Here is a 26,224-nt window from a genome sequence, read left to right on the forward strand (position 1 = left end):
CTGATCGGGAAAACTATGAGAGTGTCCATCGTTCGACTGGCCGTCGTAGCCGCCGGCAGCATCCTCGCTAGTGTTGCGCTAGCCCAGGGCAACAACGGCGCCATCATCCGTGTTGATACACCCGTAGCGGTGACCGCCGGCACAGCCGCAGATAAATCGGAAGCGCGCCAGCCCGGCAGGTTTTCGGGCATTGACTTGCGTGCGCCCGTGGACGTGACCTTCTCCATTGGCGCGAATACGTCAGTTACGGTTTCCGGTCCAGCCGATATCTTGCCGCTCGTGCTTACGACCGTGAAGGACAATGTATTGACCATCCAGCTGGCGGATTCGGTGATGCTGAGGAAGCCGATCAAGGTGGCGATTACCAGTCCGTCGCTGCTTGCGGTGAGTCTGTCGGGTTCGGGATCGCTGAATGCGTCCGGCATCAGCGGAGATTCTCTAAACCTCGACGTCTCCGGTTCTGGCTCGATCATGGCATCAGGCCAGGTCACTACGGTCAATGTCTCGATCAAGGGCTCGGGTGGGGTAGACGTTCGCTCGATCCATGCAAAAGTGTTAAATGCGAGTATGAAAGGCTCCGGCGATCTGCGCGCATATGCTTCGAACACGGCAATTGTCGGTTTGACCGGATCAGGCGATGTTCGGATTCTTGGCAATCCGCCAATGAAAGTGGTGAACCGGACCGGCTCCGGGGATGTGCATTTCGAATAGTTGTCAGGCAATGCGTGGGTCGTCGCTGGATTGACGACCTGTGCACATCATTCACGTTGAAGGCTTCCAGAAAGCAATGTTAAATAAATGTCGGATTACTTATTAATTAGAGGAATTCGACATTGAAATAACACGTCTCTCGCTTTACACGCGATTTATAGTCATGCAGTATCTACCGGCGTGGCGGGTAAACCGAGGGCGCAAAACTCCCGCCCGCTTGCAGTAATTCTACAAATTAACAATTAACAAATCGAACTAATGCATAAGATTATCCCGGCACTAATCGCCGCCTGGGTCGCGACCAGCCCATGCGCTAACGCTCAAGCTGCGGAATTCCAGCCTAACTTCACGGTACTTTCGGACGACATCGTCTATAACGTTAACGCCGACGCCACGTCTACGACGGACGAGACGGAGGTCATCCGGCTCAATACCGATCAGGCCGTCAAGCAGCGCGGCCAGATTCCTCTACGCTACAGCACGTCTCTGGAAGGGCTCACGGTGAAGGAGGCCTACACCACCACCAAAGACGGCAAGCGCATCGACGTGGCGCCGGACAAGATCATGGAGCAACAGAGCGCGGCAAGTGCGGGCGCGCCGATGTTCGACGACAGCAAGGTCAAGACGGTGATTTTCCCCGCGGTCGAGATTGGTTCGACCGTGACGCTGCATACGCTCAGAACCCAGCACAAGCCGATCTTCCCCGGGCAATTCTCGTTGGTCGAATACTTTAATGACCAGGAGGAGATCCGCTCTGCCGCCGTCACCCTGCACGCTCCTGCTTCGCTCAAACTCTATATGGATGCGCCAGGCATGAGCGGCGGCCAGGTCGGGCCGGACAAGCCCGACACGCAAACGTGGCACTGGACGCTGGAGAATCAACCGGCACACGCACCGGAGCTTGGTTCCGTCGCCTCAAACGATCATAGCCCGCACGTTATCGTCACCACGTTCCCCAGCTTCGCGGCAGTCGGCACCGCGTACCAAGACCGCGCCGCACCCAAAGCCGCGGTGACGCCGGCGGTTCAAACGCTAGCCGATCAGTTGACCAAGGGCATTAGCGATCCGCGAGCGCAAGCGGAGACCCTCTATAACTGGGTCAGTACGCATATCCGCTACGTCGCTATCATGCTCAAGTACGGTGGCATCGTGCCTCATGATGCCGATTCGATCCTCAAGTCGGAATACGGCGATTGCAAGGATCATGTAACGCTTTTGCAGGCGCTGCTTGCGGCCAAGGGGATCAAGAGCACGCCGGTGCTGGTGAATAGCGGAGATTTCTATTCACTGCCCAACGTGGCCGCACCGCTCGGCGTCTTCGATCACGTCATTACGTATTTGCCGGATTTAAAGCTGTACGCGGATTCGACCGCGGGCCTCGCACGCTTTGGAACGTTGCCCGCGAACGAGATGGGTAAGTCCGCTCTGATGGTGGACGACGGCAGCGGCAGCGGGAAAATTGTTGTGCTGCCAATGGGTAGCCCGGACAGCACGCGTGAGCAGATCACGACTCACCTCACGCTGGACGGCGACGGCGATGTAAAGGGGACGAGCGAGGTCAACACTAGCGGCATGTTCGACTGGCTCTCGCGTGGACTGTTTGCTTCACTCGCGCCCGGCCTCGAATCGCAGGTCGCGGGCCGGATTATTGCCTTGACCGGTCAGAACGGCACGGGCAACTATCAACACGGCGATGTACACGATCTGACCCAGCCGCTGGTTTATAGGACTGAATTTCAGTTGCCCGGTTATGCGCAATTTCCGGGACCGGGCGCCATCCAGGTGCCGTTGGGTCTGGACGGCTTTAGCAATATCGCCTCGACGTTCGAGGAATTCGCGCCGGAAAGTCGCGACTTCGCGATGCCGTTCCTAAGCCGCCGCGTAACCCAGACTACGATCATCACGCTGCCGGATAACGTCAAGGTGGCGAATCTGCCCAAGCCGGTCAAGATCGTTTCGCCGTATGGCACGTACGCGTCTAGCTATGTAGCCGACGGTCACTCGATTACCGTGACTCGTGACCTCACCATCTCGATGCAAAGCGTGTTGGTGCAACCCGATCAGTATCTCGAACTGAGGAAGCTGGCGCTAGCAGTGACGCGCGATATGCGCACTCAACTCGTGTACTAGCGGGCGCAGGACGCACACATCATGACCATCCGAAGCCGGAATCCTGAAGACAACGTAGTGCTTGTCGAAGTCTGGCTTCGTTCGGTGCGAGCGACGCACACCTTCCTGCGCGAGCACGATATCGAGGACCTTTATCCGCAGGTCAGAGACCGGTATCTACCGGCGGTGGAAGTATCGGTCTATGAAACCGTCGATGGCCTCATCGTCGGTTTTATCGGCGTGCATGAAGCGCAAGTCGACATGCTGTTTGTCGATCCCAGTCACTTTGGCTGTGGCGTTGGCACGAGCCTGCTCGATCACGTGAAACGGCAACACCCGAATCTGACTGTAGACGTCAACGAACAAAATCCGCAGGCTCACGCGTTCTATCTCCGCTACGGATTCAAGGATATCGGACGCTCGCCGACGGATTCGGCAGGCAGACCGTTTCCACTCCTGCATATGGCCTTACAGGCGTAAGGTGCTTGCCGGTCACGCCGCGGTGGCACGACCAGGCCTGGTCGAACTGCCGTCTACGTCCCCATCCTCGGAATAGCGTGCTCCAACACGTTCATTTCCTCACATCGCGCCAGCCTCAATTGCCTTAACCTGCGTTTGGGCCGTTCCGTTAGCAGTGGGCGCATCTGCACGACACGTGCGCGTTGAAACCGCTGCTGGCAAATCGCTTTCCCTGACCTTACAGACGCTGACATCGGCAACCACTATTCATGACTCCGACATCGACGCTCGCGCCCTCCCAAGCAGAAACCGTACAGTCGGCGGCTATGCTCTGTTCTACCGGGAAATTCGCCGAGGCGCTGGTATTGGTGCAGCCCGTGCTCGAGGCGCGTGCCAACGTCGCCGTACCCGTGCTCGTCGGAACACTTAGCGTCGCCGCAATCGCGGTGCACGGCCTGAACCGGTTGACGGAGGCGGAGAATTACTGGCGCGAGTCGATCGCGCTAAAGCCCGATTTCGCAGATGGCTACAACAACCTCGGGATGCTGCTGAAGGGGCTTGGCCGCTTGCCCGAAGCGGAGGCAATGTTCCGCAGCGTCGTGGCGATCCGCCCCGATCAGGCCGAGGCGTACAACAATCTCGGTGCTGTGCTATGTGGCCTTAAGCGTCTGCCAGACGCAGAGGCAGCCTACCGGCAGGCGCTCGCCGTACGTCCCGATTACGCAGAGGCGCACTACAACCTGGGCATCGTCCTCTACGAACTGCGCCGTTTGCATGAGGCCGAGGCCGCTTACCGGCAATCGTTGGCGTTGCGGCCCGGTTCTGCCGAGACGCACAACAACCTGGGCAACGTGCTCAAGGAACTGGACCGCTTGCCCGAAGCGGATCAGGCTTACCGGCAGGCGCTGACGATCCGCCCTCAGTATCCCGAAGCGCTCAATAACCTGGGCAGCGTGCTGAAGATGCTCACGCGGCTACCCGAAGCGGAACTCGCGTGCCGGCTGGCGGTGACGATCCGTCCCGGCTACGCCGAGGCGCACAACAATCTCGGCACCGTAATGGCCGACCTCAAAAAGCTGCCCGAAGCCGAGGCCTGCTACCGGCAGGCGTTAGCGCTGCGTCCCGATTACGCGGAGGCTTGCTACAACCTTGGCATCGTGCTGCACGGGATGAATCGGCTCGCCGATGCGGAGGCGGTTTATCGCGAGGCGCTACGCATCAATCCGAACGGCGTCGAAGCGCATAACAACCTGGGCGGTGTCCTCCAGGCGCTCGAGCGCTGGTCGGAAGCGGTTGCTGCATACCAGCAGGCGATCGCGCTGCGCCCCAACGTCGTCGAGGCTCATTACAACCTTGGCAACGTCCGCAAGGAACTCAACCGGTTAGATGAGGCCGAGGCAGCCTACCGGCAGGCTATCGCGATCCGCGCGGACTATGCCGATGCGAAATTCGCCCTCTCGACACTTCTGCTCAGTACCGGTGCGTTCGAAGAAGGCTGGCGGCTTTATGAGTCCCGCTATCAGAAGCCGGACTATATCCATCCCAAGACTGTCGCGATGTTGCCCTGTCAGCACTGGCGTGGAGATGATCTCGCTGGCAAGTCGCTGCTGATCTGGCAAGAGGATGGCCTCGGCGATGTGCTGCAGTTTAGCCGCTACCTGCCGCTCCTCAAGGCACGGGGCGCGGCCACGATTACGGTTGTCTGTGTGACCCCGCTGCACGGCCTGATGGCCACAGTGGAGGGCGTTGATGCGGTGCTCGACCATCAAGGCGCGTTGCGGCTGGCGTCCGGATTCGATCGCTGGACCAGCTTGCTCAGTGCGCCGCTGCATCTGCATACGACCCTGGACACGATTCCGGCCGCCGGTCACCTGAAGATCGCCGAGCCACTTCTCGATCAGTGGCGCTCGCGGCTCGCGGCGCTGCCTGCAGGGCGCAAGGTCGGGCTGGTGTGGAAAGGCAACCCGCGACATCACAATGACGCCAACCGGTCGCTGCCGTCGTTGACTACGCTGGCGCCGCTGTGGAGTGTGCCGGATGTCCAGTTCGTGAGCCTGCAGAAAGGACAGGCCGAAGACGAGGCGCAGTGTCCTCCAGATGGGCAACCACTGCTACATCTCGGCTCGGAAGTAGCGGATCTGGCCGATAGCGCGGCGATCATCGCGCAGCTCGATCTGGTGATCTGCGTCGATACTTCGATTGGTCACCTGGCGGCTTCGATGGGCAAGCCATGCTGGATCATGCTGCCTGGGCACGGTATCGACTGGCGCTGGATGCATGAACGCAGCGATTCGCCGTGGTATCCGCACACGGTGCGACTGTTCCGGCAAGCGGCGGACGAAAGCTGGCCCGCGGTGGTCGAGAGGGTTCGTGAGGCGTGTATGGTGGAATTCGCGGCGCCGCTTGCTTTGGAGAGCTGAGGATCACTTCAGGCCGGAAAGCTTGCCGTAATGTCGCGTTAAACCACGTCAAGACATTACGGCGCCGCACACGCTACGTCCCGCTCGCTTACAGCACCGCGAGCCAACCCCCGTCGACGTAAATGATCTGGCCATTCACGTAGCTCGATGCCGCTGATGAGAGATACACCGCGGTGCCGACGAGTTCGTCGGGCATGCCCCAGCGTTGCGATGGGTTGCTGCTTTTGACCCACGCGTCAAAGGCTGCATTTTCCACGAGCGGCTTGTTCATGTCGGTCAGAATATAGCCGGGGCCAATCGCGTTGGCCTGGATGTTCGCTGACGCCCACTCGGCGCTCATGGCCCGGGTGAGCATCTTGATGCCGCCTTTCGCCGCCGCGTACGCGCCCACGGTGGCACGCGCGTTCTCGCTGATGATCGAACCGATGTTGACGATCTTGCCTCCGGTGCCACGCGCGATCATCCGTTTGGCGGCCTGCTTGGCGACGATGAAGGCGCTAGTGAGGTTGGTGTCGATCACGCGCTGCCAGTCGCTCAGCTCGAGCTCCACGAGTGGTTTGCGAAACTGGATGCCGGCATTATTGATAAGGATATCTATATTTATACTGTCTGTGTCCCACTGCGCGAACGCCTCGTCCACAGCCTGTTCGTCAGTCACATCGAAGGCGCGGCCCTGGACGTCGAGCCCCTTGTCCTTGAGTCGTGCTACAGCTTCAGCGACCGTATCGGCGCGCGTGCCGTTCAACACCACGCGAGCGCCCGCGGCGGCGAGCCCTTCGGCGAGCGCGAAACCGATACCACGCGCCGAGCCGGTAATGAGGGCAGTGCGGCCGCTCAAATCAAATAGCTGAGTCATCTGGGGTTCCTTTTTGACGGGTGTTCATGAGTGAGCCGATGCAAATGTCCCACACGTGGTATTTTTTCACGAGTGGTACCTGGCTGGCGCTGCCGATGCAACCTTTGGCGGGCTGCTCACCTCAACCTGATGATGCACCAACTCACTTTCGACGATCATGAGCTTCTCAATAGACAGCATCGACCACATCGTTCTGAATGTAGCGGACGTGGAGGCCAGTGCCGAATGGTACGTCCGCGTACTGGGCATGCAGCGCACCGATTTCGACTCGCGCACCGGTGTGCGGGTTGCCGTCCACTTCGGCTCACATAAGATCAATCTGCGGCCCAAAGATGCGGATACGGTGGCATGGTTTACGGGCGTCGCGCCAGTAGCCGGCAGCGCCGATCTGTGCTTCGTGACGCAGGCTAGTCCGGAGTCGGTCAAGGCGCATTGGCTGGCGAACGGCATCCAGATCGAGGCAGGCCCTGTAGCGCGATCCGGCGCGCGTGGTCCGATGACCTCGGTGTATTGCCGCGACCCGGATGGCAACCTGATTGAAGTGGCCACGTATCCTTGATCGAGCTCAATTGCGCCGGCGCAACTCCTGGCCCTTCTCGGTGATGATCGAATCGAAATCGTCGACCTGCGAGAACCGGACCGCTTTAACCGCGCCGAACTTGCTTGTATCGACCACCAGATGCCGTTCCACCGCACTTGCCATGGCCGCCTGCTTGAGCGCGACCTCATGAAAATTCCAGCAGGTGACGCCGCGTGCCGGATCCACGCCGCCTGCAGAAATGAACGCTTTGTTGATGCCCATGCGGCGCAGCATCTCGATGCTTTCTTCGCCGGCGAACGAGTCCGACGACGGCACATACACGCCGCCCAGCAGGATCATCCGCACGTTGGGTTTGCGCCGTAAAATTTCTGCGACGTTCAGCGAGTAGCAAACCACGGTGACGTGCCGCTCGGCAGGAATCAGCCGGGCCAGCGTGGTGAGGGTGGTGCCGCAATCGATGAAGAGCGTTTCGTTGTCGGCGATCAGCTTCGCGGCGAACGCCGAGGCCTCAGCTTTAGCTTGTGCGAAGTGGTCCTTCTCCTGCTCCAGCGAATACCCGGCGGTGTTGGGTACGTCCGTCGCGCTGACGATATAGCCGCCCAGATAAGTGAATTGTCCCGGACTTGCGGCGACGTCGCGGCGCACCGTCATTTCCGACACGCCGAGCAGTGCGGCAGCATCGCGCAGACGCATCACGTTTTGTCTGCCCAGCGCGTCAGCGAGCGCGCGCAGGCGGTCAGTTTTCAGCATGGAAGTCCCGGCCCTGACGCAATGGGTTCGTTATATTTCGTTCGGAATCGTGAAAGGATTATAACAAGACCAGACGTGCGCGGCGAGCAATCCGGAGCGCAATCTGACGCTTTTTGAAGGGGGAAATTCTCCTTATGAGCGCCCGACGTGAAGCATTTCCGCTTGGCGAAGCGAGTCAATGCACATATTCTGACATGCACCTTCCGGGAACTGACAGCGCATCGCCCGGTCTTTTGCTTATCTGTTCACAGGAGTCCTTTCTCATGACGCGACCCGTCGATTCCGGCGTAATCCTCATTGCACGTCTTGCCCTTGCCGTATTGTTCCTTTGGGGCGGCGTGATGAAACTGTTGGGTTACGCGGGTTTCGTTGGCTATCTGCATTCGAAAGGCGTGCCATTCGTGCAGATTGCTGCACCGCTCGCGACTGCGGTCGAGGCGCTCGGCGGCCTGTTTCTCGTGCTCGGTTTCAAGATTCGCCCGCTGGCGCTCATCATGGCGGTGTACACGGTAGCGACAGCCGTCCTCGGGCACGATTTCTGGAATATGACAGATGCCGTGGTGCAGCATGACATGGTGATTCACTTCTGGAAAAACATCGGCATTGCGGGTGGCTTCCTGCTGCTGTTCGTGACCGGTGCGGGCCGTATCAGTATCGACGGCGCCCGCGCGCCGCGCAGCGGTCTGGGGCGCTGAGGAAGCGCGTGCCCCGCGCGCGAGCGTGAGCAAAGCGGCGGTAGCTGGGCCCGGTACGGAGGTTGCTGCTGAAATGGCTACATCAGGACCGTTTGCGCAGGGCATGTTCCAACATGCCGTTCCGATTCAGGGTGTCTTCAAGGGAGTCGACAATGATTCAAAATTTTGAGCAAACGATCGGTGGCAACGTCATGCATTTTTGCGCGAGCCTTGGCGAAGGGCCAACGCCGCATCGTGTGATCATCAGCCTGGCCGATTCCGCGAAAACGCTGGTGGTCCTCGACGCGTCGGGTTTTATCAGCACGATCAAGGCTGAGATTGAAGAACCGGCCAAGCTGATTGCCGATGCGATCAGCAAGGTGGAGAGCGAGGGCCTGATTGCGCGCGCGCTCGAATCCGGGGAGATTCAGGAAACCTCGTTGTAGCTGTAGCGCAATAAGCGGACGCGGTTCCACTGCTGCCTGGTGCGCCGCAACGCACAACGCCCACGCTGGGTTCAGCGTGGGCGTTGTGCTTTCCGGAGGATGGACTCGAGTTGTGCGCTAGCGGTGTTAACGGCGATCAATAGCTCGCAAACGACGTCCCGGTGATGCCTTGCTGCTATCGTCTTCCGGTTGCTGTTCATGCGGTTCCGGATGCACGAGGCAGCCGAGCACCAGGGCAGCGAGCAACAAGCCCGTCGAGATCGCGGTGGCGAGTTGCATGCCGAACACGATATGCGCCGCGCCCGCACCGCTCACCAGCGCGCCGAACGCCGCGACCCCCACGGCACCGCCCGCTTGCCGCGCGGTGTTCAATACTGCCGACGCCGTGCCGGCGCGCTGCCGTTCCACTGACGCGAGCACGGCGGTCGTCATGGCCGGCACCGCGAGGCCCATGCCCGACGGAATCAGCAGGAACGGCACCAACAGCCCGATCAACGGCGTCGTCGCGCCGACGAGATGCAGCAGGCCATAGCCGAGCGCAGCGGTCAGCGCACCGCAGATCATCGGCACGCGCACGCCATAGTGCCCGACCACCCAGCCGCTGAGCACGTTCGAGGCGAGGAACCCGCCAGTCAGCGGCAGGAACGCGAGTCCAGCCTCGAGCGGCGTGTAGCCCCGCACGCGTTGCAGATACAGACTCAGCACGAACACCATGCCGTAATACGTCAGGTTCACGCAGATGCCGAACAGCACAGCGGCACTGAAGGTGCGCTTGCGGAACAGCGAGAGCGGCAACATCGGGGTGGCCACACGCGCCTCCACCGTCACAAACGCGATGACCGCGATCACAGCGAGGATAAAGCCGCCCGCGACCAGCGGATGGCTCAGGCCGAGGGGCCGTCCTTCGATGACCGCGCCGGTGAACGCCGTTAGCGCGACGATCGCCAGTAACTGGCCGGGCAGGTCGACGCTGCGCGGCTGCGGGGCAGCCTGTGCGGTGGATTGTGCATTACCTGGGACCGTTGTGTTCGGGCCGGCGGCCGCGTCCGGACGCGGCACCCAGGCGAAGGTCGCAAACAGGCCGGCCGCACAAATCGGCAGATTGACGAGGAAGATGCTGCGCCAGCCGAAGCCCGCAATCAGCAGACCACCGATCACCGGGCCCGCCGCGATCGAGACCGCGCCTGCAGCGGTCCACAGACCCACAGCCCGTGCCCGCAACTTCGGATCGTGTCCGCAGGCCTGGTTAAGCAGCGCGAGCGAGTTGGGCAGCATCGCGGCGGCGCCGATGCCCTGCAGCGCCCGCGCTGCCACGAGCATGCTGGCGTCGAACGCGAGCCCGCAGGCGAGCGACGCGAGGGCAAAGAGCACGATGCCGACCGCATACATGCGGCGCGCGCCGAGCCGGTCACCGAGCACGCCGGCAGACAACATCAGGACCGAAAAAGCCAGCGCGTAGGCGTCGACGATCCATTGCAGGCCCGTGACATTCGCGTGCAGATCGCCGCCGATTTTGGCGAGCGCAATGTTGACGATAGTCACGTCGAGTTGCGTGACGACGAACCCGACGCTGACCGTCGCGACGATGCGCGCGATAGCGGGGGTGAAGGGGGCGGAGGTCGTTTTCATAAGACCCATCGTAAGCCTCGGCGGCACCCGACGTTTCGGCGCGGCGTGAAGTGTCGATGCATCGCCCCTCGTGCGAGCTCAGCCTATGCCAGCGCAAAACCGCCGACGAACCGCGTTCATCCCGCGCCGGTCCGTCATCAAAGGAGAGTGCCGGTGTCAGAATTTGAAGCTTATCTGTCGGACAACGCCGATCGTTGGGTAAATTAGGATTGCTCCTATGGGCCGAAGGCCGGGCGACTCACAGAATCGCGTCCGATCCAACCGTTAAGAGCTTTCCTCATGCGTATTGCCATCCTTCAGCGCGACCCCGTGCAGAGCCAGTCGATCGAACAGACCCTGCAGCAGGCGGGTCATACCTGCGCGACTTTTGACGACGGTCTGAGCATGTCGAAGGCCCTCGCACGTTCGACCGTCGATTTGCTTGTGCTCGACTGGAACGGCATGCGTCTATCGGGCATCGACGTGCTGAAATCGGTGCGCGCCGTGGGCGGCGACCGGATGCCGGTGGTGTTCGCTTCGCACGACTGCTCGGAGGCCGCCGCAGTGCGCGCCTTCGCGGCGGGTGCGGACGACTATGTGCCGTTGCCGGTGCGCCCGGCGGAATTCCGCGAGCGGGTCGCCGCATTGCTGCGGCGTGCCTACCCGGATCGCCATAGCGTGGCGAGTTTCGACGCCGGGCCGTACCATTTCGACGCGCATCGCCAACTGGTGACGTTGCGGGGTGTGCCCGTGCAATTGTCCGGCACACAGTATCGTCTGGCGTCGCTGTTCTTCGCCAACATCGGCCGCGTGCTGTCGCGCGATCATATCTTCGCGATGGTGTGGGGCCGCGAATTCCGCGAGTTCACGCGGACCATCGACAGCCACGTGTCGCGTCTGCGTCTGCTGCTCGAGATCGATCAGGACAACGGCTTCCGTCTGCAACCGGTCTACAAGAGCGGCTACCGGTTGCTAAGCCTGCATCAGGCCGAAGCCGAGATCGAGAAAGCCGCGGCCTGATCTGCTCAGAGCGACGGCAGCTTGGGCCGGGTTTCGAGCGAGTGGCGAATCAGTGCTTCGACCGCATTGCGTTCGTCGCCTGCGAGCGGCAGACGCGGCGGGCGCACATGCTCCGTCCCGAGTCCCACCATTGTTTCGGCGAGCTTGATGTTCTGCACCAGCTTCGGCGAGACATCGAGTGCGAGCAGCGGCGCAAACCAGCGGTAGATGGCGCGGGCTTCTTCGACGCGGCCTGCCTTGATCAGCTTGTAGATCGCGACCGTCTCATGCGGAAACGCGCATACGAGGCCAGCCACCCAGCCGTGCCCGCCCATCAGGGTGGCTTCCATGGCGAGGTTGTCCACGCCGCACAGAATGGCATAGCGATCGCCCACGACGTTGATCAGGTCGGTGACCCGGCGCACGTCGCCGCACGATTCCTTGATGGCGACGATCTTCTTCTCGTCGGCGAGTTCGGCGAACATCTCAGGCGTGGTGTCGACGCCATAGGCGAGCGGGTTGTTGTAGATCATCAGCGGCAAGGCGCTGGCTTTCGCGACGCTGCGGAAGTGGTGTAGCGTCTCGCGCCGGTCCGACAGATAGCGCAGACCCGGCAGCACCATATAGCCAGCCGCGCCGTGTTTCGTGCCGGCTTCGGCCTGACGGCAGGCGTCGAGCGTGCTGTTCTCGGCGATCGTCAGGAGTACCGGCACGCGGCCCCGCGAGGCGTCCACGGCGATATCGAGCACTTCGAGCTTTTCGTCGAGCGAGAGGGTCGAGGCTTCGCCGAGCGAGCCGCACACGATGATGCCATCTACACCAGCCTCGATCTGCGCTTCGATATTCTTTGCCGTCCACGCACGGTCTATGCTGAAATCCGCGTGAAATTTGGTGGTGACTGCGGGTAATACGCCTTCCCAGATGTGCGCCACGACGTCTCTCCTGAATGTGATGAGTTGACCGCAGTGTAAGCAGGGAAAAAGCCGCCGTCTTGCGCGATTCGCGCGTCTTCGATGACGATTTCAGCACAGGTAGTGTGCGGTAATCGCACGGCAAGGCCGTTGAATGTCCAGTGGCTATGCTGTCTTACGGGGTCTGGGCATGCCGTGTGGGGATCACGCGGAAGCGGCTTCCCGGCATACGGACTCAATGCCACGCAGGCGTGTCCAGGCTCGCGCAACGGAAGTCCGGTGTGAGCGTCCCCAGCGGGGAGAAGCCGTTCATGAGACTGTGCTGAAATCGTCACAATCCGCGCATAATGACACCAAGACTGGCCGTGCCGGCATTTCTAAGATGGCAGCATGAAAACCTTGAACGTGATTGATTCGCACACCGGCGGTGAACCGACCCGCCTCGTTGTGTCCGGTGGCCCGGATCTCGGCAACGGGACGCTGTCGGAGCGGCTCGACGTGTTCCGCACGCGCTTCGACGACTGGCGCGCCGGCATCGTCACCGAACCGCGCGGCTCGGACGTCGTCGTCGGCGCGCTGTTGTGCGAGCCGGACGCCGCCGATTGCGCGGCCGGCGTGATCTTCTTCAATAACGTTGGCTACCTCGGCATGTGCGGACACGGCACGATCGGACTCGTCGTGTCGCTGGCGCATATGGGCCGCATCGGCGCGGGGCAGCACCGCATCGAGACACCGGTCGGCATCGTCGAGGCCACGCTCAATGCCGACGGCAGCGTCGCGGTGCGCAACGTGCCGTCTTATCGTTACCGGGAGGCGGTGAGCGTCGACGTGCCCGGTCACGGCGTGTTGACCGGCGATATCGCGTGGGGCGGTAACTGGTTTTTCCTTGTCGCCGAGCACGGCCGTACGCTCGAGGCGCGTCAGATTCCTGAGTTGACCGCGTTCACTTCGGCAATCCGCGACGCACTGATTGCTCAGCACATCACGGGTGTGGACGGCGCCTTGATTGACCATATCGAGCTGTTCGGCCCCGGCTCGCGCGATGGTCTCGACAGCCGCAGCTTCGTGCTGTGTCCGGGCAACGCTTACGACCGCTCGCCATGCGGCACCGGCACCAGCGCGAAAGTGGCCTGTCTCGCTGCCGACGGCAAGCTTGCCGAGGGCGCCGTGTGGCGTCAGGAAAGCATTATCGGCAGTGTCTTCGAAGCTACGTATCAGGCGAGCGGCGACGGCACGACAGTGGTGCCGACCATCACCGGCCATGCGCACATCATGGCGGAAGGGCGTTTGTGCTTCGATGAACGCGATCCGTTTGCGTGGGGTTTGCGCGCGGCATGACGGCGGATGCGCTCATCGTCGGTGCGGGGATTGTCGGCGCGGCATGCGCGGCGGAACTCGCCGCGCGCGGCATGCAGGTCGAGGTGCTCGATATGCACGGCATTGGCGGCGGCGCGACGGCTGCGGGCATGGGCCACATTGTCGTGATGAACGACTCCCCGGCGGAGTTTGCTTTAAGCGCGTATTCGCGTGACTTGTGGCTCGAGCTTGCGCCGCAGCTGCGTACCCGCGATGCATTCTCGCGCTGCGGCACGCTATGGGTCGCGACCGACGACGAAGAATGGCAAGCCGCGTGCGCGATGCACGATGCTTTTGTGGCGCAAGGCATCGCCGCACAACTGCTCGACAGTGCTGTGTTGCGCGCGTGCGAACCCGCACTCGCGCCTGGCATGGCGGGCGGCCTGCGGATCGAACACGACAGCATCGTCTACGCGCCGACTGCGGCCGAATGGTTGCTCACGCAATCGCCAGCGGCGACGAATATTCGCGTGAGGCTGGCGACGGAAGTGGCTGCCGTCGACGCGCATGGCGTGATGCTCGTGAACGGCGAACGCAAGCAGGCGGCCTATGTGATCGTGGCTAACGGCACGGGCGCGCAGAAGCTGGTTCCATCGCTACCGCTGCAACCGAAGAAGGGCCATCTGCTCATCACGGACCGCTACCCCGGTCTGATCCGGCATCAACTGCTGGAACTCGGATACATCAAAAGCGCCCATCACGCGGTGGGCACCTCGGTGGCGTTCAACGCCCAACCGCGGCCGACGGGCCAACTGCTGATCGGCTCGTCGCGCCAGTTCGACACGACGGATCCCTCCGTCGAAATGCCCGTGCTCGCGCAGATGTTGCAGCGCGCCGCGCGCTATTTGCCGGCGTTGCCATCGCTCAACGGGATTCGCGCGTGGACCGGCTTTCGGGCCGCGACGCCGGATGGCTTGCCGTTGATTGGCCGCATGGGCCGGATGAGCGATGCGGCTGCAGATCTGTGGGTGGCGGCGGGTCATGAAGGTCTTGGCGTCACCACATCGCTGGCGACTGCGAAACTGCTCGCGTCGCAGATCACGGGAGACGCCGCGCCGATCCCATGTGAGCCCTACTTGCCGCAACGTTTCGCGCAGAGCGTGTGTCATGCCTAGACGCGGCGCCAATGAGCGCATCCGCGTGACGATCGACGCGCGCACGATAGAAGTCGCGGCCGGGACGACGGTCGTGGCGGCACTCGCGATTGCAGGCCTGCGCGGCACGCGCACTTCGGTGGGTGGCCAGCCTCGTGCTGCCTTGTGCGGTATGGGCGTGTGCCAGGAATGCCGCGTCACCATCGACGGCCGGGCGCATGTGCTGGCGTGCCAGACGCTTTGTCGTGATGGCCAGATCATTCAGACGACGGGGCCTTTGTGAGCGTGGATCAACACTACGACATCGTCGTCGCGGGCGCTGGTCCGGCCGGGCTGAATGCGGCGCGGGCCGCAGCGCAGAATGGCGCACGGGTGGCAGTATTCGACGACAATCCGCGCGTCGGCGGTCAAGTCTGGCGGCAAGGACCTGGCCACGCACCGCAGGCTCCGTTGAGCGAAGTCGACGCGGTCTTAAGCGCACATCCGAACGTCACCGTGTGGTCATCCGCGCGCGTGATTGCTCCGTTGGGACCGCGCGCCCTGTTGCTCGAAACGGCCGAGCATGGCGGCGTGTGTGTCAGCTACGGCCAACTGATCCTCGCGACCGGCGCACGTGAGCGGCTGCTGCCGTTCGCCGGCTGGACGCTGCCAGGCGTGACCGGCGCGGGCGCGCTGCAGGCGCTGATCAAAGGCGGCACGCCGGTACGCGGCGAGCGCATCGTGATCGCCGGCAGCGGCCCATTGCTGCTCGCCGCGCTTGCCACCGCTCGCGCAGCGGGCGCCCACGTGGTGGCGGCGGTCGAGCAGGCGCCGGCGATCACGCTGGCGCGCTTCGTTGCCTCGCTCGCGGCCACGCCTTCGAAGTTGCTGCAGGCCGCGCAGCTCACGCGTGGAGGCGCAAGGCTGCCCTACTGGACCAATAGCGTGATGCGCGAAGCCCGCGGCGCAGGACGAGTCGAGTACGCAACGATCATGCGCGGCACCCGCGAAGTCACGCTTGCCTGCGACCGCATTGCATGCGGCTATGGTCTGGTGCCCAACGTGACGCTCGCCCAGGCGCTCGGTTGTGCGCTCGACGAACACGGCGCAATCCGAGTCGACGACATGCAGCGTACCTCGGTGGACGGCGTGCTCGCTGCGGGCGAATGCACGGGGATTGGCGGCATGGAACTGGCGCGGGTCGAAGGAGCGCTGGCGGGATGCATCGCGAGTGGCGACACAACGCTGGACCTGCGCGCACTGCGCGCGCAACGTCAGCGTTGGCAACGTTTCGCGCAGCGTGTGGAGACGGCTTTCGCATTAGGGGAGGCAGCACGCGCGCTCCCTCCTGCTGAGACCATGCTGTGCCGCTGTGAAGACGTGACGCTCGGCGAAGTGAGCATCCATCGCGACTGGCGCGACGCCAAGCTGCACACCCGCTGTGGGATGGGCGCGTGCCAGGGCCGTACCTGCGGCACGGCCGCCAGCACGTATTTCGGCTGGCAGACGGCGCAGCCGCGTCCACCGTTCCACCCGGCGCAGATTGGCACGCTCATCAAGGCGGCCGAATGCGCTGCGTCACCCTCGTTGATCCCCTGATTTTTTCGCCGCATCTCGCGGACCTATAATCGAGCGCACAAGATCACGCACCGGATGCACGGGACACGCAAGATGAACACGCTGGCTCACCCGCTCGACCCGCCCGACACCACGTTGACCGGCATGCTCTCGCATTTCACATTGCTCGAGCCGGTCTTCGATGCGATGCCGGACGTCGTGTTTTTCGTCAAGGACGCTCAGGCGCGCTATGCGCTCGTGAACCGTACGCTAGCCTCGCGTTGCGGCTACAAAGACAAGACTGCGCTGCTCGGCAAGACCGCCGAGGACGTCTTCCCGCGCCGCTTCGGGCGCATCTACACGGCCCAGGACATCGCGATCATCAATGTCGGCAACCAGATGGTCGATCAGCTGGAGTTGCATCTGTACCCCGGACGTCAACCCGGCTGGTGCCTCACATGCAAGCAGCCGTTGCGCGACCCGGCGGGGCAGGTGGTGGGGCTGGCCGGTATTTCACGCGATCTGAAAGCGGACGAGGGTAGCCATCCCGCGTACAGCCGGCTCGCCGCGGTCGTGCAGTACATCCAGGACAATTACGTGCAGCCGCTGAATCTGAAGCAGCTTGCGGCGATGGCGGATATGTCTGTGGCGCAGCTCGAACGCTACTTTCACAAAGTCTTTCATCTGACGCCGCGCCAGGTGCTGCTGAAAACGCGGCTGGATGCAGCCACCGCGCTGCTGGTGTCGCACGACAAGGTCACGGATGTGGCCGCCCTGTGCGGCTATACCGATCACAGCGCGTTCACGCGGCAGTTCAAGGCGACCGTCGGCATTACGCCGACCGAGTACCGCATGCTGCTGCACGGGACCACTTCTAGCTGAGCGCGCGCATCGCATGGCCCGTCGTCGTCCCAGTCATCACTATTACGTCTACGTGGTCGTATTGGAAGACACCGTCTGGAACGAGGCGCGCTTTCGCCGTGCGAATCCGGACTACCGGTTCGACAAGCCTTGCGTGTATGTGGGAATGACGGGGCTGGACCCGGATCTGCGCTTCGACCGGCACAAGGCGGATATTCAGGCTAATCGCTATGTGCGCGATTACGGCCTGCGGCTGCTGCCGGAGTTGTATGAAGTATTCAATCCGATGCCTTACGACGGCGCGCGCGACATGGAAGTGGAACTGGCGATCGGCCTGCGTGAAGCGGGCTACGCGGTGTGGCAGGCGTGATAACTGCCAATAGTCAAACGAATGGAATTACGAGTAACAAAACGTTACCGGCTCTATTGAGCGGCCAGGCAATCCGCCGAGTTAGCGAATGCCGAGTCCACGCAAGACTGCATTGCCTTCCGGCGTCAGACGAATGTGCGGCGCACCGGCCTCGGTAGCGACTGTTTCGACCAGCCCAGCCTCATGCAGCATCGGAATCTCGGGTTTCGCGGATGCGTCGATCGGCGCATGCAGCAACAGCAGCAGCGTGGCGAGCTCATGGTGGCTCAACAGGCGGCGCAGTATGGTCCGCTTGGCGGGCACCGCCGGGTCGCCTACGTCGCGATTTGTTTTGTTCAGGTTCAAGATATCCACCTCCAGCTTTTCATTGTCCGGTGGATCATGGGGCCCAAGTCTTAAACGATTCTTAAGACTCGAGCCTCATTCGGTAGGAATGTGTTGCATTCGATGTCGCGTCGATTACCGGCACTTACGTCACGGGAACGTCACGGAGCGCAGGTTTTGCTCGCGCCCTCGATCCACAGGTTGCTGGCGTGACGTTTGCCCGCGTAAAAGCGGTAGGTGGTGGCGCCATTGTCGGCGCGGATCTTGACGACGTTCGAGTCGCCGAAATCGAGCATTTGCCCTTCCGGCAGCGGCGTGGTCTTGAACGGGGCGTTATGTTTGGCGGCTTCCTGCGTCATGCACGCCACCACGTCGTTGACAGGGCGCTGCGTGTTGCCGTCGATCACGGGCTCGCCCGAATCCGGATTCTGGAAATAGGCACACGCGCTGAGCAGCAGGGGAACGGACAGGACTACGGCAAACTTCTTCATATGTCTCCAGTGGGTATCGGTCCTCGCGGCCTGCGGGGCGGCGCCGGACGGGCGTGGCCGCGGAAAGCGCGCCGCGTCAGGTGGCGCATGGCGGATCAAACGCCATTATATCGGCGCAAAAAGCGTGCCCCTCGGAAGACGCGGACGCCGCGGGAACCTTGCGAAACGCTGAACGCATGTAAAGCCTAAGTAAAGCGTCCGTAAAGCGCGTTCAAAGTCACGCATGGTCGGCCCGCGCGGCGCAAACCTGCCCAGCCGTCTTCTAGAAAAGGATCGCGATACCCAACATGCCGACGAACTGCGCGTTCGTCGAAGACGGCGTCGAGTTCTGCGAGTCGCCGACCGCCGGCGTCGCCTCGACGATATTGCCGGCTCCCTTCGAACCGAGCGTTTCGCCGCTGGCCCGCTGATAGGCCTGCACGGCGTACAGCGAGGTGCGCTTCGACAGGTGATAAGTCTGCTTGAGCGAATACTGCTGATAGCGCGCGGCGCTGGTGATGCCGTTGGCTTGCGACGCCAGCGTGTACGAGAATGCGCCGGCCACGTCGAAGTCCGGTGCGAAGCGATAGGTGGCAAGCGCGGCGTAGGTATTGAAGATCGCGGTGTCGTGGAAGATGGAGCGGCCGCCGGCTACGTATTGCACGTTGGTGTACGTGAGACCCATCATCAGGTTGCCGATCGTATAGTCGGCTGCCGCTGCGATGTGCTGGAGCGCCTTTGCCGACACATAACCGGTGTTGAGCGACGAGGTGCCGAAACTGCCTGTCGACGCCGAATCGAAGCCGGTGGTCTGTTGCGCGTTGTCCATGCGCAGATAGCCCGCGGCGAGATTGACCGGGCCGGTGTTGTAGCGCACGCCGGCGCTGATCGTCTCGCCACGGCCGGTGCTACCGGCAATGCCGCCCAGGGCGTACATGCCGCTTGCTTGCAGGCCGTTCCAGCTCGGCGTCGTGTAGATCAACGAATTGTTGATGCGGATCGTCGTGTCGAGCCCGTCGATATCCCCAGGATGCGCGCCCGTCGCGCCGGTCAGCCAGTTGGAAGAAGCAAGCGGCCCCACGAACTGGTAATACGTCGAGTATTGCCGACCCACGGTGAACGTGCCGTACATCGGGTTTTGCATGCCGATATACGCCTGGCGGTTAAAGATCTGCGTGGACGAGGACAGCGCACCGGTATTCGGATCGAAACCGTTCTGCAGATCGAAGACGACGGTGGTGCCGCCGCCAATGTCCTCGACACCGCGCAGACCCCATTTCGACGCATACAGATTGCCTTGGCGCAGATAGACGTTTGAGGCGCCTTTCTGGTTGTTGGCATAGACGATTGCGTCGTCCACTGCGCCGTACAGCGTGACGCTGCTTTGCGCGAAAGCCGGACTGGCGAGGAGGGTTGCGCTGGCCGTAAAGGCGAGTTTAGTGAGTGTGCTACGAGACTGCTTCATCTACTGTGTCTCCTTCGTTGTGAAAAAAGATCGCCAAGGTAAAGCGTTGATTTTTATACGTGGCCTGTCGCGGCCTGTAACTGGCCGAACACTAATTCGGCGCTCGGGTACATCTGCAAAAAAATGAAAAGGTGTACTGACGGCCCTGTTTTAGGTGGCCGTTCGGTGGACCCGCCTGGTTGATTCAATGCTTGCGGTGTTGAGCCTGTGCAGCCAGCCGGACTGCGGCGTTCCCAGCGCCGTAGCCGTCGTAGCCGCCGCGCCGTTCGACGATTTCGAGGAAGAAGCGTTGATCGAGTTGTTCGGTGTAGGCGTGGAAGAACTCGCCGCCGTGTTCGTCGCGGTCGTAGAGGATGTTGCGGGCGCGCAGGACTTCGATCGTCTCGTCCGGCAGTGCGTAGCGAGCGGCGAGATCGTCGTAGTAATTGCGCGGGATTCGCAGGATCGGCAGACCGGCATCGACGAATTGAGGGATCGCCGCGAAGATATCGCCGGTGCGGAACGCCACGTGATTCAGGCCGGAGCCGCGATAGGCATGCAACGCCTCCGCTACCGCCGTATGCCGGTCCACTGAAGCATTCAACGCGATACGCACGGAGCCGTCGCGGCTGCGTAACGCCCGGCTGCGCACGAGGCCATACGGGTCGGGCACCAGCCAGCTGGGCTCCGCTTCGAAGCCGAAGGCCGTGCGGAAGAACAGCACCCAGGTATCGAGCGAGTCTGCGGGCAGCGAAAGCACAACGTGGTCGATGTTTGTCAGAAGCGCTGGTTCGGCAGCATTGCCGCTCTTGTTCAACAGGAAATCGGCTTCGAACAGCGTGGGTTCGTCAGGTGTTTCGTCGACGAAATAGTTGAGGCTGCCATCCGGCGCGCGCACGGCGGGCAGCACGCGTTCGTTCGGTCCGACCTGGCCCGAGAACGGCGCATAGCCGAAGCCGGCCGCGCGCTCGAACGCTAGCCTCGCGTCATCGACGCGCAGCGCCGACGCGCACAAAGACAGCCCGTGCTGCTGAAAGAACGCACTGGCGAACGAATCGGCCTCGGCGTTCAGCACGATCGAGGCGGCGCCGTGTTGATACAGCGTCACGTCTTTCGAGCGATGCCGTCCGGCATCGCGGAAGCCGAGCTTGCCGAGCCAGTCCGCGAGATGCGTGCGTGCCGCGTCGTCCACTGCGAATTCGAGGAACTGAAAACCGATATGTGTCGGCGCAGGAGACGGCTGATAGAGCTGCGCGGTCCGCTGCTTGATTTGGCCCCGCTGTTCTAGCCTCGCACGCGTCTGCTCCTCAAGAAACAACAACGAACGATGCCCGTCCGCTGCCGTCGCCGCAGTCGGTGCCGCGCGAAAACCATCATTGAAAATCTCGAGCGAAAGCGGCCCTTGGTAACCCGTTTCCACTACGCGCGCGGTAAACCCCGCAACATCAAAATCCCCTTGGCCCGGAAAACAGCGATAGTGGCGGCTCCATTCGAGCACATCCATCGCCAGCTTCGGCGCATCCGCGATCTGCACGAAGGTGATGCGCTCGCCCGGAATGGCCGCAATCTCGTCCACCGGATCGTCGATGGAAAGCGTATGGAAGCTGTCGAGCACGATGCCGAGATTCGGATGACCGACGGCATCGACGAGCCGCCACGCGTGCCGGTACGAATTCACATGACGCCCCCACGCGAGCGCCTCGTAACCGGCAATCACACCTGCCTGCTGCGCCGCCAGCGCAAGCGCGCCGAGTTGATCCACGATCAGCGCGTCGTCGCGCAGCGTATCCGCCTGCACATTGCTGCACACCAGAATGCGGTCGGTGCCGAGTTCATGCATCAGATCGAACTTGCGCTTCACACGATCGAGATTGCGCGCGAGCCGCTCGGCGCTCACGCCCTCGAAATCGCGAAACGGCTGGAACAGCATGATTTTCAGGCCGAGGTCGGCGGCGATGCGGCGCACGTCGGCGGGCGAGCCGTCGAAATAGAGCAGGTCGTTCTCGAAGATCTCGACGCCGTCGAAGCCCGCCGTCTGAATCGCGGTCAGCTTCTCTACCAGTGTTCCGCTAATTGAAACGGTGGCGATCGAAGTTTGCATCAACGGCTCCTGCAAGCGAGAAATGGACCAATCCGTTACCTATGAGTATCGACTCAAGGGGCGCTATCCGCCATATTAGCTGGATTTTTCGTGATTCTATACAAACTAACTAGATCGTACAAATTCGTATAAACCCCAGAAGACCAACCTGTCGATTGGGTGCACACTAGCGCCATGATGGGAAAAAGCGGCCGCGCGCCGGTCGCCTGACCCGGGCACTAATCTTATGGAGTGGCTGCAATGAGTTTCGCCTCGGTGCTGGTCCTGAACGGACCGAATCTCAACCTGCTCGGCACGCGTGAGCCGGCCATTTACGGCTCCGAGACGCTCGAGGACGTCGGGCGGATGTGCCGCGACGCAGCACAGCGGCTCGATCTGACGCTCGACTTCTGCCAGTCGAACGCGGAGCATCAACTGATTGACTGGCTGCACGCGGCCCGTACCAAGGTGGACGGTGTGATCATCAATCCTGCGGCCTATACGCATACGTCCGTGGCACTTGCCGATGCACTGACCGCAATCGACAAGCCGGTGATCGAAGTGCACATTTCGAATGTGCATCGCCGCGAAGCGTTCCGGCATCACTCGTATGTGTCGCCGATTGCCGAGGCGGTGATCATCGGTTGCGGCACGCAGGGCTACGTGCTGGCACTGGAGCGGATGGCGGTGATTCTGAAGGCGAGGACTGCAAAATGACGATGCCGGCTAGTAACAAATCGTATCTGGTCGGGCTGATCGGCTCTGGCATCGGCGGCTCGCTGACACCGGCGATGCATGAGGAGGAGGGCAGCCAGCTCGGCTTGCGCTATGTGTATCGCCGTATCGATCTGGAAGCGCTGAAGGTCGGCGCCTCCGCGTTGCCCGATATCCTCGTCGCGGCTGAGCGGATGGGTTTCAACGGCCTGAACGTTACGTACCCTTGCAAGCAGCAGATCATTCCTCTGCTCGACGAACTATCTCCTGACGCTCATGCTTTGGGCGCCGTCAACACAGTACTGCTGAAGGACGGCAAGCGTATCGGCCACAACACCGACTGGTCCGGTTTTGCCCGCGCCTTCGAGCGAGGTTTGCCGGACGTATCGCTCGAACGCGTCGTGCAACTCGGCGCAGGTGGTGCGGGCGCCGCCGTCGCCCATGCGGCGTTGCAGATGGGCGCGCAAGCGCTGACGCTGTTCGATGTGGACGCGTCCCGCTCACACATCCTCGCCGATGAATTGCAGGCGCGTTTCCCCGCCTCGATCGTGCGAGCAGGCGACTCGCTTGCCGATGAGCTCGCTCGCGCCAGCGGCATGATTCACGCGACGCCGACCGGCATGGCCAAGCTGCCCGGCATGCCGCTGCCGGCGGAGTTGCTGCACGGCGGCCTGTGGGTTGCCGATATCGTCTATTTCCCGATTCGTACTGCACTGTTGCAGGCGGCCGAAGCAGCGGGTTGCCGCACGCTGTCCGGCGGCGGCATGGCGGTCTATCAGGCGGTCGACGCCTTCCGCATTTTTACCGGACTGGAGCCGGATGCCGAGCGGATGTTCGCGCATTTCCAGACGCTGTTGCCGCGCGAGTAAACAGCGGCCGGCCGTGCCGCAAATCCAACAAGACATGAAGGAGACAAAGATGCCGCATCCGCTTCATTCCGCTCATTCCGATCTTCCGGAGCAGGGCGCGTCGACCGCCAACGCCGCCGCAACTGGCGCGCGCCGATCAAAGGTGCGTTACCGCATCCTCGCGCTGCTCGCAGTCGGCACGATGATCAACTACCTCGACCGTACTGTGCTCGGCATCGCGGCGCCGCAGTTGACCAAGGAACTGGGCATCAATGCAGCGTTGATGGGCCTGATGTTTTCGGTTTTTTCGTGGAGCTACGTGGCGTCGCAGATTCCGGGCGGCCTGTTCCTCGACCGCTTCGGCAGCAAGGTCACGTATTTTCTGTCGATGACGTTCTGGTCGCTGTGCACGCTCGCACAGGGACTGGTGCACGGCATTGCGCCGCTGTTCGCGTTCCGGCTTGGATTAGGTGTAGCAGAGTCGCCGTGCTTTCCGACCAACAGCCGCGTCGTGGCGACGTGGTTTCCGCAAAGCGAACGGGCGATGGCGACGGGCACCTACACCGTCGGCGAATATATCGGCCTCGCGTTCTTCAGTCCGTTCCTGTTTGCGCTGATGGGTGCGTTCGGCTGGCGCTCGCTGTTCTACGTAGTGGGCGCGGTGGGCCTGGTATTTGGCCTCGTCTGGTGGTTCTGCTACCGCGAACCGCGCGACCATCCGGCCGCCAACGCGGCGGAACTCGATTACATCGAAGCAGGCGGCGGCCTCACCCATCGCAAGAACAGCGTGGACGAAACGAAGCCGCAGTCGAGCGGCTTCGAGTGGCGCACCATTGGGCAACTGCTCAAGCATCGGCAGCTCACCGGCATCTGTCTCGGCCAGTTCGCCGGCAACTCGACGCTGGTGTTCTTCCTCACGTGGTTCCCGACCTATCTGGCCACCGAGCGTCATATGGCCTGGCTCAAGATCGGCTTCTTCGCGATCATGCCGTTCATTGCGGCGTCGATTGGTGTGATGTTCGGCGGCACGTTTTCGGACTGGCTGCTGCGGCGCGGTGTGTCGCCGAACGTCGCACGCAAGCTGCCGATCATCGCCGGGCTGCTGCTCGCCTCGACGATCGTGCTGGCCAACTACGTCGAAAGCAACGTGACCGTGATCGTGATCCTGTCTGTGGCGTTCTTTGCGCAGGGGATGGCGGCGCTCGGCTGGACGCTCGTCTCGGACATCGCACCGGACGGCCTGCTCGGCGTGACGGGCGGCATCTTCAACTTCGCGGCGAATCTGGCTGGGATCATTACGCCGCTGGCGGTGGGCCTGATCGTGGCGTGGACCGGCTCGTTCGTCGGCGCGCTGGTGTTCATCGGCGCGATTGCGCTGATCGGCGCACTGTCCTACATCTTTATCGTCGGAGATATCAAGCGGATCGTGCTGACCGATTAAGCCAGCCAGCGCGCGCCTTTCTTTCCAGCCGCACGCGTCAGTGCGGCGCTTCGTTGCGCACGAAGCGCAACACGGCATCGACCACCATGGCCCGGTGCCGCGTGCGCAGGCGCGGATGCGACGGATCGCGGCCGAAGGCGGTGCCGAACGTGTGGCGATTGCCGATCCGGTGAAAGCACAGCGAGCTGATCAGCAGGTGCAGGTCGATGGCATCCACGTCGCTGCGAAACTGCCCGCTCGCGACGCCGCGTGCCAGCAGATCTTCGATAGTTTCGATCACACTCGCGTTGCGGCCTTTGAACGTCTTCAACTGCTCGACATACTTCGCGCCGTGGATGTTCTCGATGGTAATGAGGCGCACGAAGTCGCGATGGCGGTCGTGATAATCGAAGGTAAATTCGACCAGCTTGCGCATCCCTTCAATGGGATCGAGTTCGCTGACGTGCAGATCCTGTTCGAGCGCGCGAATGTCGCCGTACACCTTTTCCAGCACAGCCTGGTACAGGCCTTCCTTGCTCTCGAAGTAGTAGTACAGCATCCGCTTGGTGGTGTTGGTGCGCTCGGCGATGGCGTCCACGCGCGCGCCGGCCAGCCCCATGGCGGAAAATTCCTGGGTGGCGACTTCGAGGATGTTGCGTTTCGTCTCTTCGGGATCGTACTTGCGGCGGGCGTCGCTGCCCCGAGGTTCGGACGGGATGCCGCTCTGATCCGGCGCGGCGGCCTTGCTTCCCTTTTTCATTGTGTGCTTAAGCGGCGATGACGGCGCATTCTAGCATGGCGAAAATCACCGCTTGCTGCCGCGCTTTACCGTTTGCGGCGGGCTTGCGGCGTCACGTCAGGCGTGGGGGCGGAGAGGTCAGGAACGCGTCCGGCGACGTGCCGCAAGTGCGTCGCGGGCCTGCATGGTGGTGTAGGTCAACTGCGCGGCGGCGAGCCCCAGTGTGCCGAAAGTGGGCGTCAGTCCGAACGTGGCGAACGCTTCCGGGACCGCCCGCTCGCCGGCAATCGCGGCCGCCAGCAGTTCGCCCGAAACGGTAGTGGGAGCCATCCCGTGTCCACCGAAGCCGACCGCGTACCAGACGCCATCGGCGCCCTGGCCGATCTGCGGCATCTTGTGCCGCGCGTAGCTCATGAGGCCGCCCCATGCGTGCTCGATCCGCACATCGTGCAGTTGCGGATAGACCTTCAGCAGATCGGCCCGC

27 protein-coding genes are annotated in these 26,224 nt (G+C 62.3%); 17 read left to right on the plus strand and 10 right to left on the minus strand.

Features of this window, described 5'->3' with window-relative positions; all coding sequences use genetic code 11:
* The 4 genes from M0954_RS19645 to M0954_RS19660 form a co-directional block, all read left to right on the plus strand.
* The coding region (locus M0954_RS19645) for a head GIN domain-containing protein (protein ID WP_297355013.1) at positions 1-711 on the plus strand (711 nt) is incomplete at its 5' end.
* 258 nt (positions 712-969) lie between these two features.
* Complete coding sequence (locus M0954_RS19650) at positions 970-2,841, plus strand: DUF3857 domain-containing protein (protein ID WP_297355016.1); 1,872 nt, start codon at positions 970-972, stop codon at positions 2,839-2,841.
* Between the two features lie 21 nt (positions 2,842-2,862).
* Positions 2,863-3,300: an acetyltransferase gene (locus tag M0954_RS19655; protein WP_297355018.1), complete on the plus strand. Its 438-nt coding sequence runs from the start codon at positions 2,863-2,865 to the stop codon at positions 3,298-3,300.
* Positions 3,301-3,548: 248 nt separating this feature from the next.
* Positions 3,549-5,699 carry a tetratricopeptide repeat protein gene (locus M0954_RS19660; protein ID WP_297355020.1) on the plus strand — a complete coding sequence of 717 codons (2,151 nt, stop codon included), beginning with the start codon at positions 3,549-3,551 and terminating at the stop codon, positions 5,697-5,699.
* A gap of 88 nt (positions 5,700-5,787) precedes the next feature.
* Here M0954_RS19660 and M0954_RS19665 read toward each other — a convergent pair whose 3' ends face one another.
* Complete coding sequence (locus M0954_RS19665; RefSeq protein WP_297355021.1) at positions 5,788-6,555, minus strand: SDR family oxidoreductase; 768 nt, start codon at positions 6,553-6,555, stop codon at positions 5,788-5,790.
* 157 nt (positions 6,556-6,712) lie between these two features.
* Between M0954_RS19665 and M0954_RS19670 the strand changes: the two genes are divergently transcribed.
* Positions 6,713-7,114: a VOC family protein gene (locus tag M0954_RS19670; protein WP_123388096.1), complete on the plus strand. Its 402-nt coding sequence runs from the start codon at positions 6,713-6,715 to the stop codon at positions 7,112-7,114.
* A 6-nt stretch (positions 7,115-7,120) separates the two neighbouring features.
* Here M0954_RS19670 and M0954_RS19675 read toward each other — a convergent pair whose 3' ends face one another.
* A complete protein-coding gene (locus tag M0954_RS19675; protein WP_122158510.1) occupies positions 7,121-7,846 on the minus strand; it encodes a DeoR/GlpR family DNA-binding transcription regulator in 726 nt (241 codons plus the stop codon).
* 263 nt (positions 7,847-8,109) lie between these two features.
* Between M0954_RS19675 and M0954_RS19680 the strand changes: the two genes are divergently transcribed.
* Both M0954_RS19680 and M0954_RS19685 read left to right on the plus strand, forming a co-directional pair.
* A complete protein-coding gene (locus tag M0954_RS19680) occupies positions 8,110-8,541 on the plus strand; it encodes a DoxX family protein (RefSeq protein WP_122158511.1) in 432 nt (143 codons plus the stop codon).
* 152 nt (positions 8,542-8,693) lie between these two features.
* A complete protein-coding gene (locus M0954_RS19685; RefSeq protein WP_122158512.1) occupies positions 8,694-8,966 on the plus strand; it encodes a hypothetical protein in 273 nt (90 codons plus the stop codon).
* A 126-nt stretch (positions 8,967-9,092) separates the two neighbouring features.
* Here M0954_RS19685 and M0954_RS19690 read toward each other — a convergent pair whose 3' ends face one another.
* Positions 9,093-10,595, minus strand: coding sequence for an MFS transporter (locus tag M0954_RS19690; protein ID WP_183143322.1), 1,503 nt, complete (start codon positions 10,593-10,595; stop codon positions 9,093-9,095).
* 279 nt (positions 10,596-10,874) lie between these two features.
* On the opposite strand from M0954_RS19690, the gene M0954_RS19695 reads away from it, so the two are divergent.
* Positions 10,875-11,594, plus strand: a complete 720-nt coding sequence (locus M0954_RS19695; RefSeq protein WP_133893441.1) for a response regulator transcription factor — start codon at positions 10,875-10,877, stop codon at positions 11,592-11,594.
* A 5-nt stretch (positions 11,595-11,599) separates the two neighbouring features.
* Here M0954_RS19695 and M0954_RS19700 read toward each other — a convergent pair whose 3' ends face one another.
* Positions 11,600-12,505: a dihydrodipicolinate synthase family protein gene (locus tag M0954_RS19700; RefSeq protein ID WP_297355023.1), complete on the minus strand. Its 906-nt coding sequence runs from the start codon at positions 12,503-12,505 to the stop codon at positions 11,600-11,602.
* 369 nt (positions 12,506-12,874) lie between these two features.
* Between M0954_RS19700 and M0954_RS19705 the strand changes: the two genes are divergently transcribed.
* The 6 genes from M0954_RS19705 to M0954_RS19730 all read left to right on the plus strand — a co-directional run bounded on the left by M0954_RS19705 (position 12,875) and on the right by M0954_RS19730 (position 17,701).
* Positions 12,875-13,822 carry a 4-hydroxyproline epimerase gene (locus M0954_RS19705; protein WP_133893440.1) on the plus strand — a complete coding sequence of 316 codons (948 nt, stop codon included), beginning with the start codon at positions 12,875-12,877 and terminating at the stop codon, positions 13,820-13,822.
* Positions 13,819-14,955 carry an FAD-binding oxidoreductase gene (locus tag M0954_RS19710; RefSeq protein WP_123388329.1) on the plus strand — a complete coding sequence of 379 codons (1,137 nt, stop codon included), beginning with the start codon at positions 13,819-13,821 and terminating at the stop codon, positions 14,953-14,955. The genes M0954_RS19705 and M0954_RS19710 overlap by 4 nt, the downstream gene beginning before the upstream one ends.
* Positions 14,948-15,217 carry a (2Fe-2S)-binding protein gene (locus tag M0954_RS19715; RefSeq protein WP_123388093.1) on the plus strand — a complete coding sequence of 90 codons (270 nt, stop codon included), beginning with the start codon at positions 14,948-14,950 and terminating at the stop codon, positions 15,215-15,217. The genes M0954_RS19710 and M0954_RS19715 overlap by 8 nt, the downstream gene beginning before the upstream one ends.
* A gap of 2 nt (positions 15,218-15,219) precedes the next feature.
* Positions 15,220-16,512 carry an FAD-dependent oxidoreductase gene (locus M0954_RS19720; protein WP_133894973.1) on the plus strand — a complete coding sequence of 431 codons (1,293 nt, stop codon included), beginning with the start codon at positions 15,220-15,222 and terminating at the stop codon, positions 16,510-16,512.
* 72 nt (positions 16,513-16,584) lie between these two features.
* Positions 16,585-17,352, plus strand: coding sequence for an AraC family transcriptional regulator (locus tag M0954_RS19725; RefSeq protein ID WP_122159574.1), 768 nt, complete (start codon positions 16,585-16,587; stop codon positions 17,350-17,352).
* Between the two features lie 13 nt (positions 17,353-17,365).
* On the plus strand, positions 17,366-17,701 hold the full coding sequence (locus M0954_RS19730; protein ID WP_074268963.1) for a hypothetical protein: 336 nt from the start codon (positions 17,366-17,368) through the stop codon (positions 17,699-17,701).
* Between the two features lie 81 nt (positions 17,702-17,782).
* Here M0954_RS19730 and M0954_RS19735 read toward each other — a convergent pair whose 3' ends face one another.
* The 4 genes from M0954_RS19735 to M0954_RS19750 all read right to left on the minus strand — a co-directional run bounded on the left by M0954_RS19735 (position 17,783) and on the right by M0954_RS19750 (position 22,040).
* Positions 17,783-18,040: a hypothetical protein gene (locus M0954_RS19735; RefSeq protein WP_122159576.1), complete on the minus strand. Its 258-nt coding sequence runs from the start codon at positions 18,038-18,040 to the stop codon at positions 17,783-17,785.
* Positions 18,041-18,186: 146 nt separating this feature from the next.
* Entirely contained in the window at positions 18,187-18,516 is a 330-nt protein-coding gene (locus M0954_RS19740) for a hypothetical protein (RefSeq protein ID WP_122158519.1), read from the minus strand.
* 262 nt (positions 18,517-18,778) lie between these two features.
* A complete protein-coding gene (locus M0954_RS19745) occupies positions 18,779-19,960 on the minus strand; it encodes a porin (RefSeq protein ID WP_133893439.1) in 1,182 nt (393 codons plus the stop codon).
* A gap of 184 nt (positions 19,961-20,144) precedes the next feature.
* Entirely contained in the window at positions 20,145-22,040 is a 1,896-nt protein-coding gene (locus tag M0954_RS19750) for a bifunctional sugar phosphate isomerase/epimerase/4-hydroxyphenylpyruvate dioxygenase family protein (RefSeq protein WP_297355025.1), read from the minus strand.
* Positions 22,041-22,280: 240 nt separating this feature from the next.
* Between M0954_RS19750 and aroQ the strand changes: the two genes are divergently transcribed.
* From aroQ to M0954_RS19765, 3 genes are read left to right on the plus strand one after another with little or no spacing between them, the layout of a single operon-like run.
* On the plus strand, positions 22,281-22,736 hold the full coding sequence (aroQ, locus tag M0954_RS19755; RefSeq protein WP_122158522.1) for a type II 3-dehydroquinate dehydratase: 456 nt from the start codon (positions 22,281-22,283) through the stop codon (positions 22,734-22,736).
* Positions 22,733-23,602, plus strand: coding sequence for a shikimate dehydrogenase (locus M0954_RS19760; RefSeq protein ID WP_297355027.1), 870 nt, complete (start codon positions 22,733-22,735; stop codon positions 23,600-23,602). The genes aroQ and M0954_RS19760 overlap by 4 nt, the downstream gene beginning before the upstream one ends.
* Before the next feature lie 49 nt (positions 23,603-23,651).
* The gene (locus tag M0954_RS19765; RefSeq protein WP_133893437.1) at positions 23,652-25,022 is read left to right on the plus strand and encodes an MFS transporter; all 1,371 of its coding nucleotides are present in this window, start codon (positions 23,652-23,654) and stop codon (positions 25,020-25,022) included.
* 37 nt (positions 25,023-25,059) lie between these two features.
* Here the strand turns inward: M0954_RS19765 and M0954_RS19770 are convergent, their stop codons facing one another.
* On the minus strand, positions 25,060-25,761 hold the full coding sequence (locus M0954_RS19770; RefSeq protein WP_297355029.1) for a TetR/AcrR family transcriptional regulator: 702 nt from the start codon (positions 25,759-25,761) through the stop codon (positions 25,060-25,062).
* A 117-nt stretch (positions 25,762-25,878) separates the two neighbouring features.
* On the minus strand, positions 25,879-26,224 hold a 346-nt coding region (locus tag M0954_RS19775; RefSeq protein WP_297355030.1), incomplete at its 5' end, for an FAD-binding oxidoreductase.

This window comes from Paraburkholderia sp., from assembly GCF_026225065.1.
Classification (GTDB): Bacteria; Pseudomonadota; Gammaproteobacteria; order Burkholderiales; family Burkholderiaceae; genus Paraburkholderia.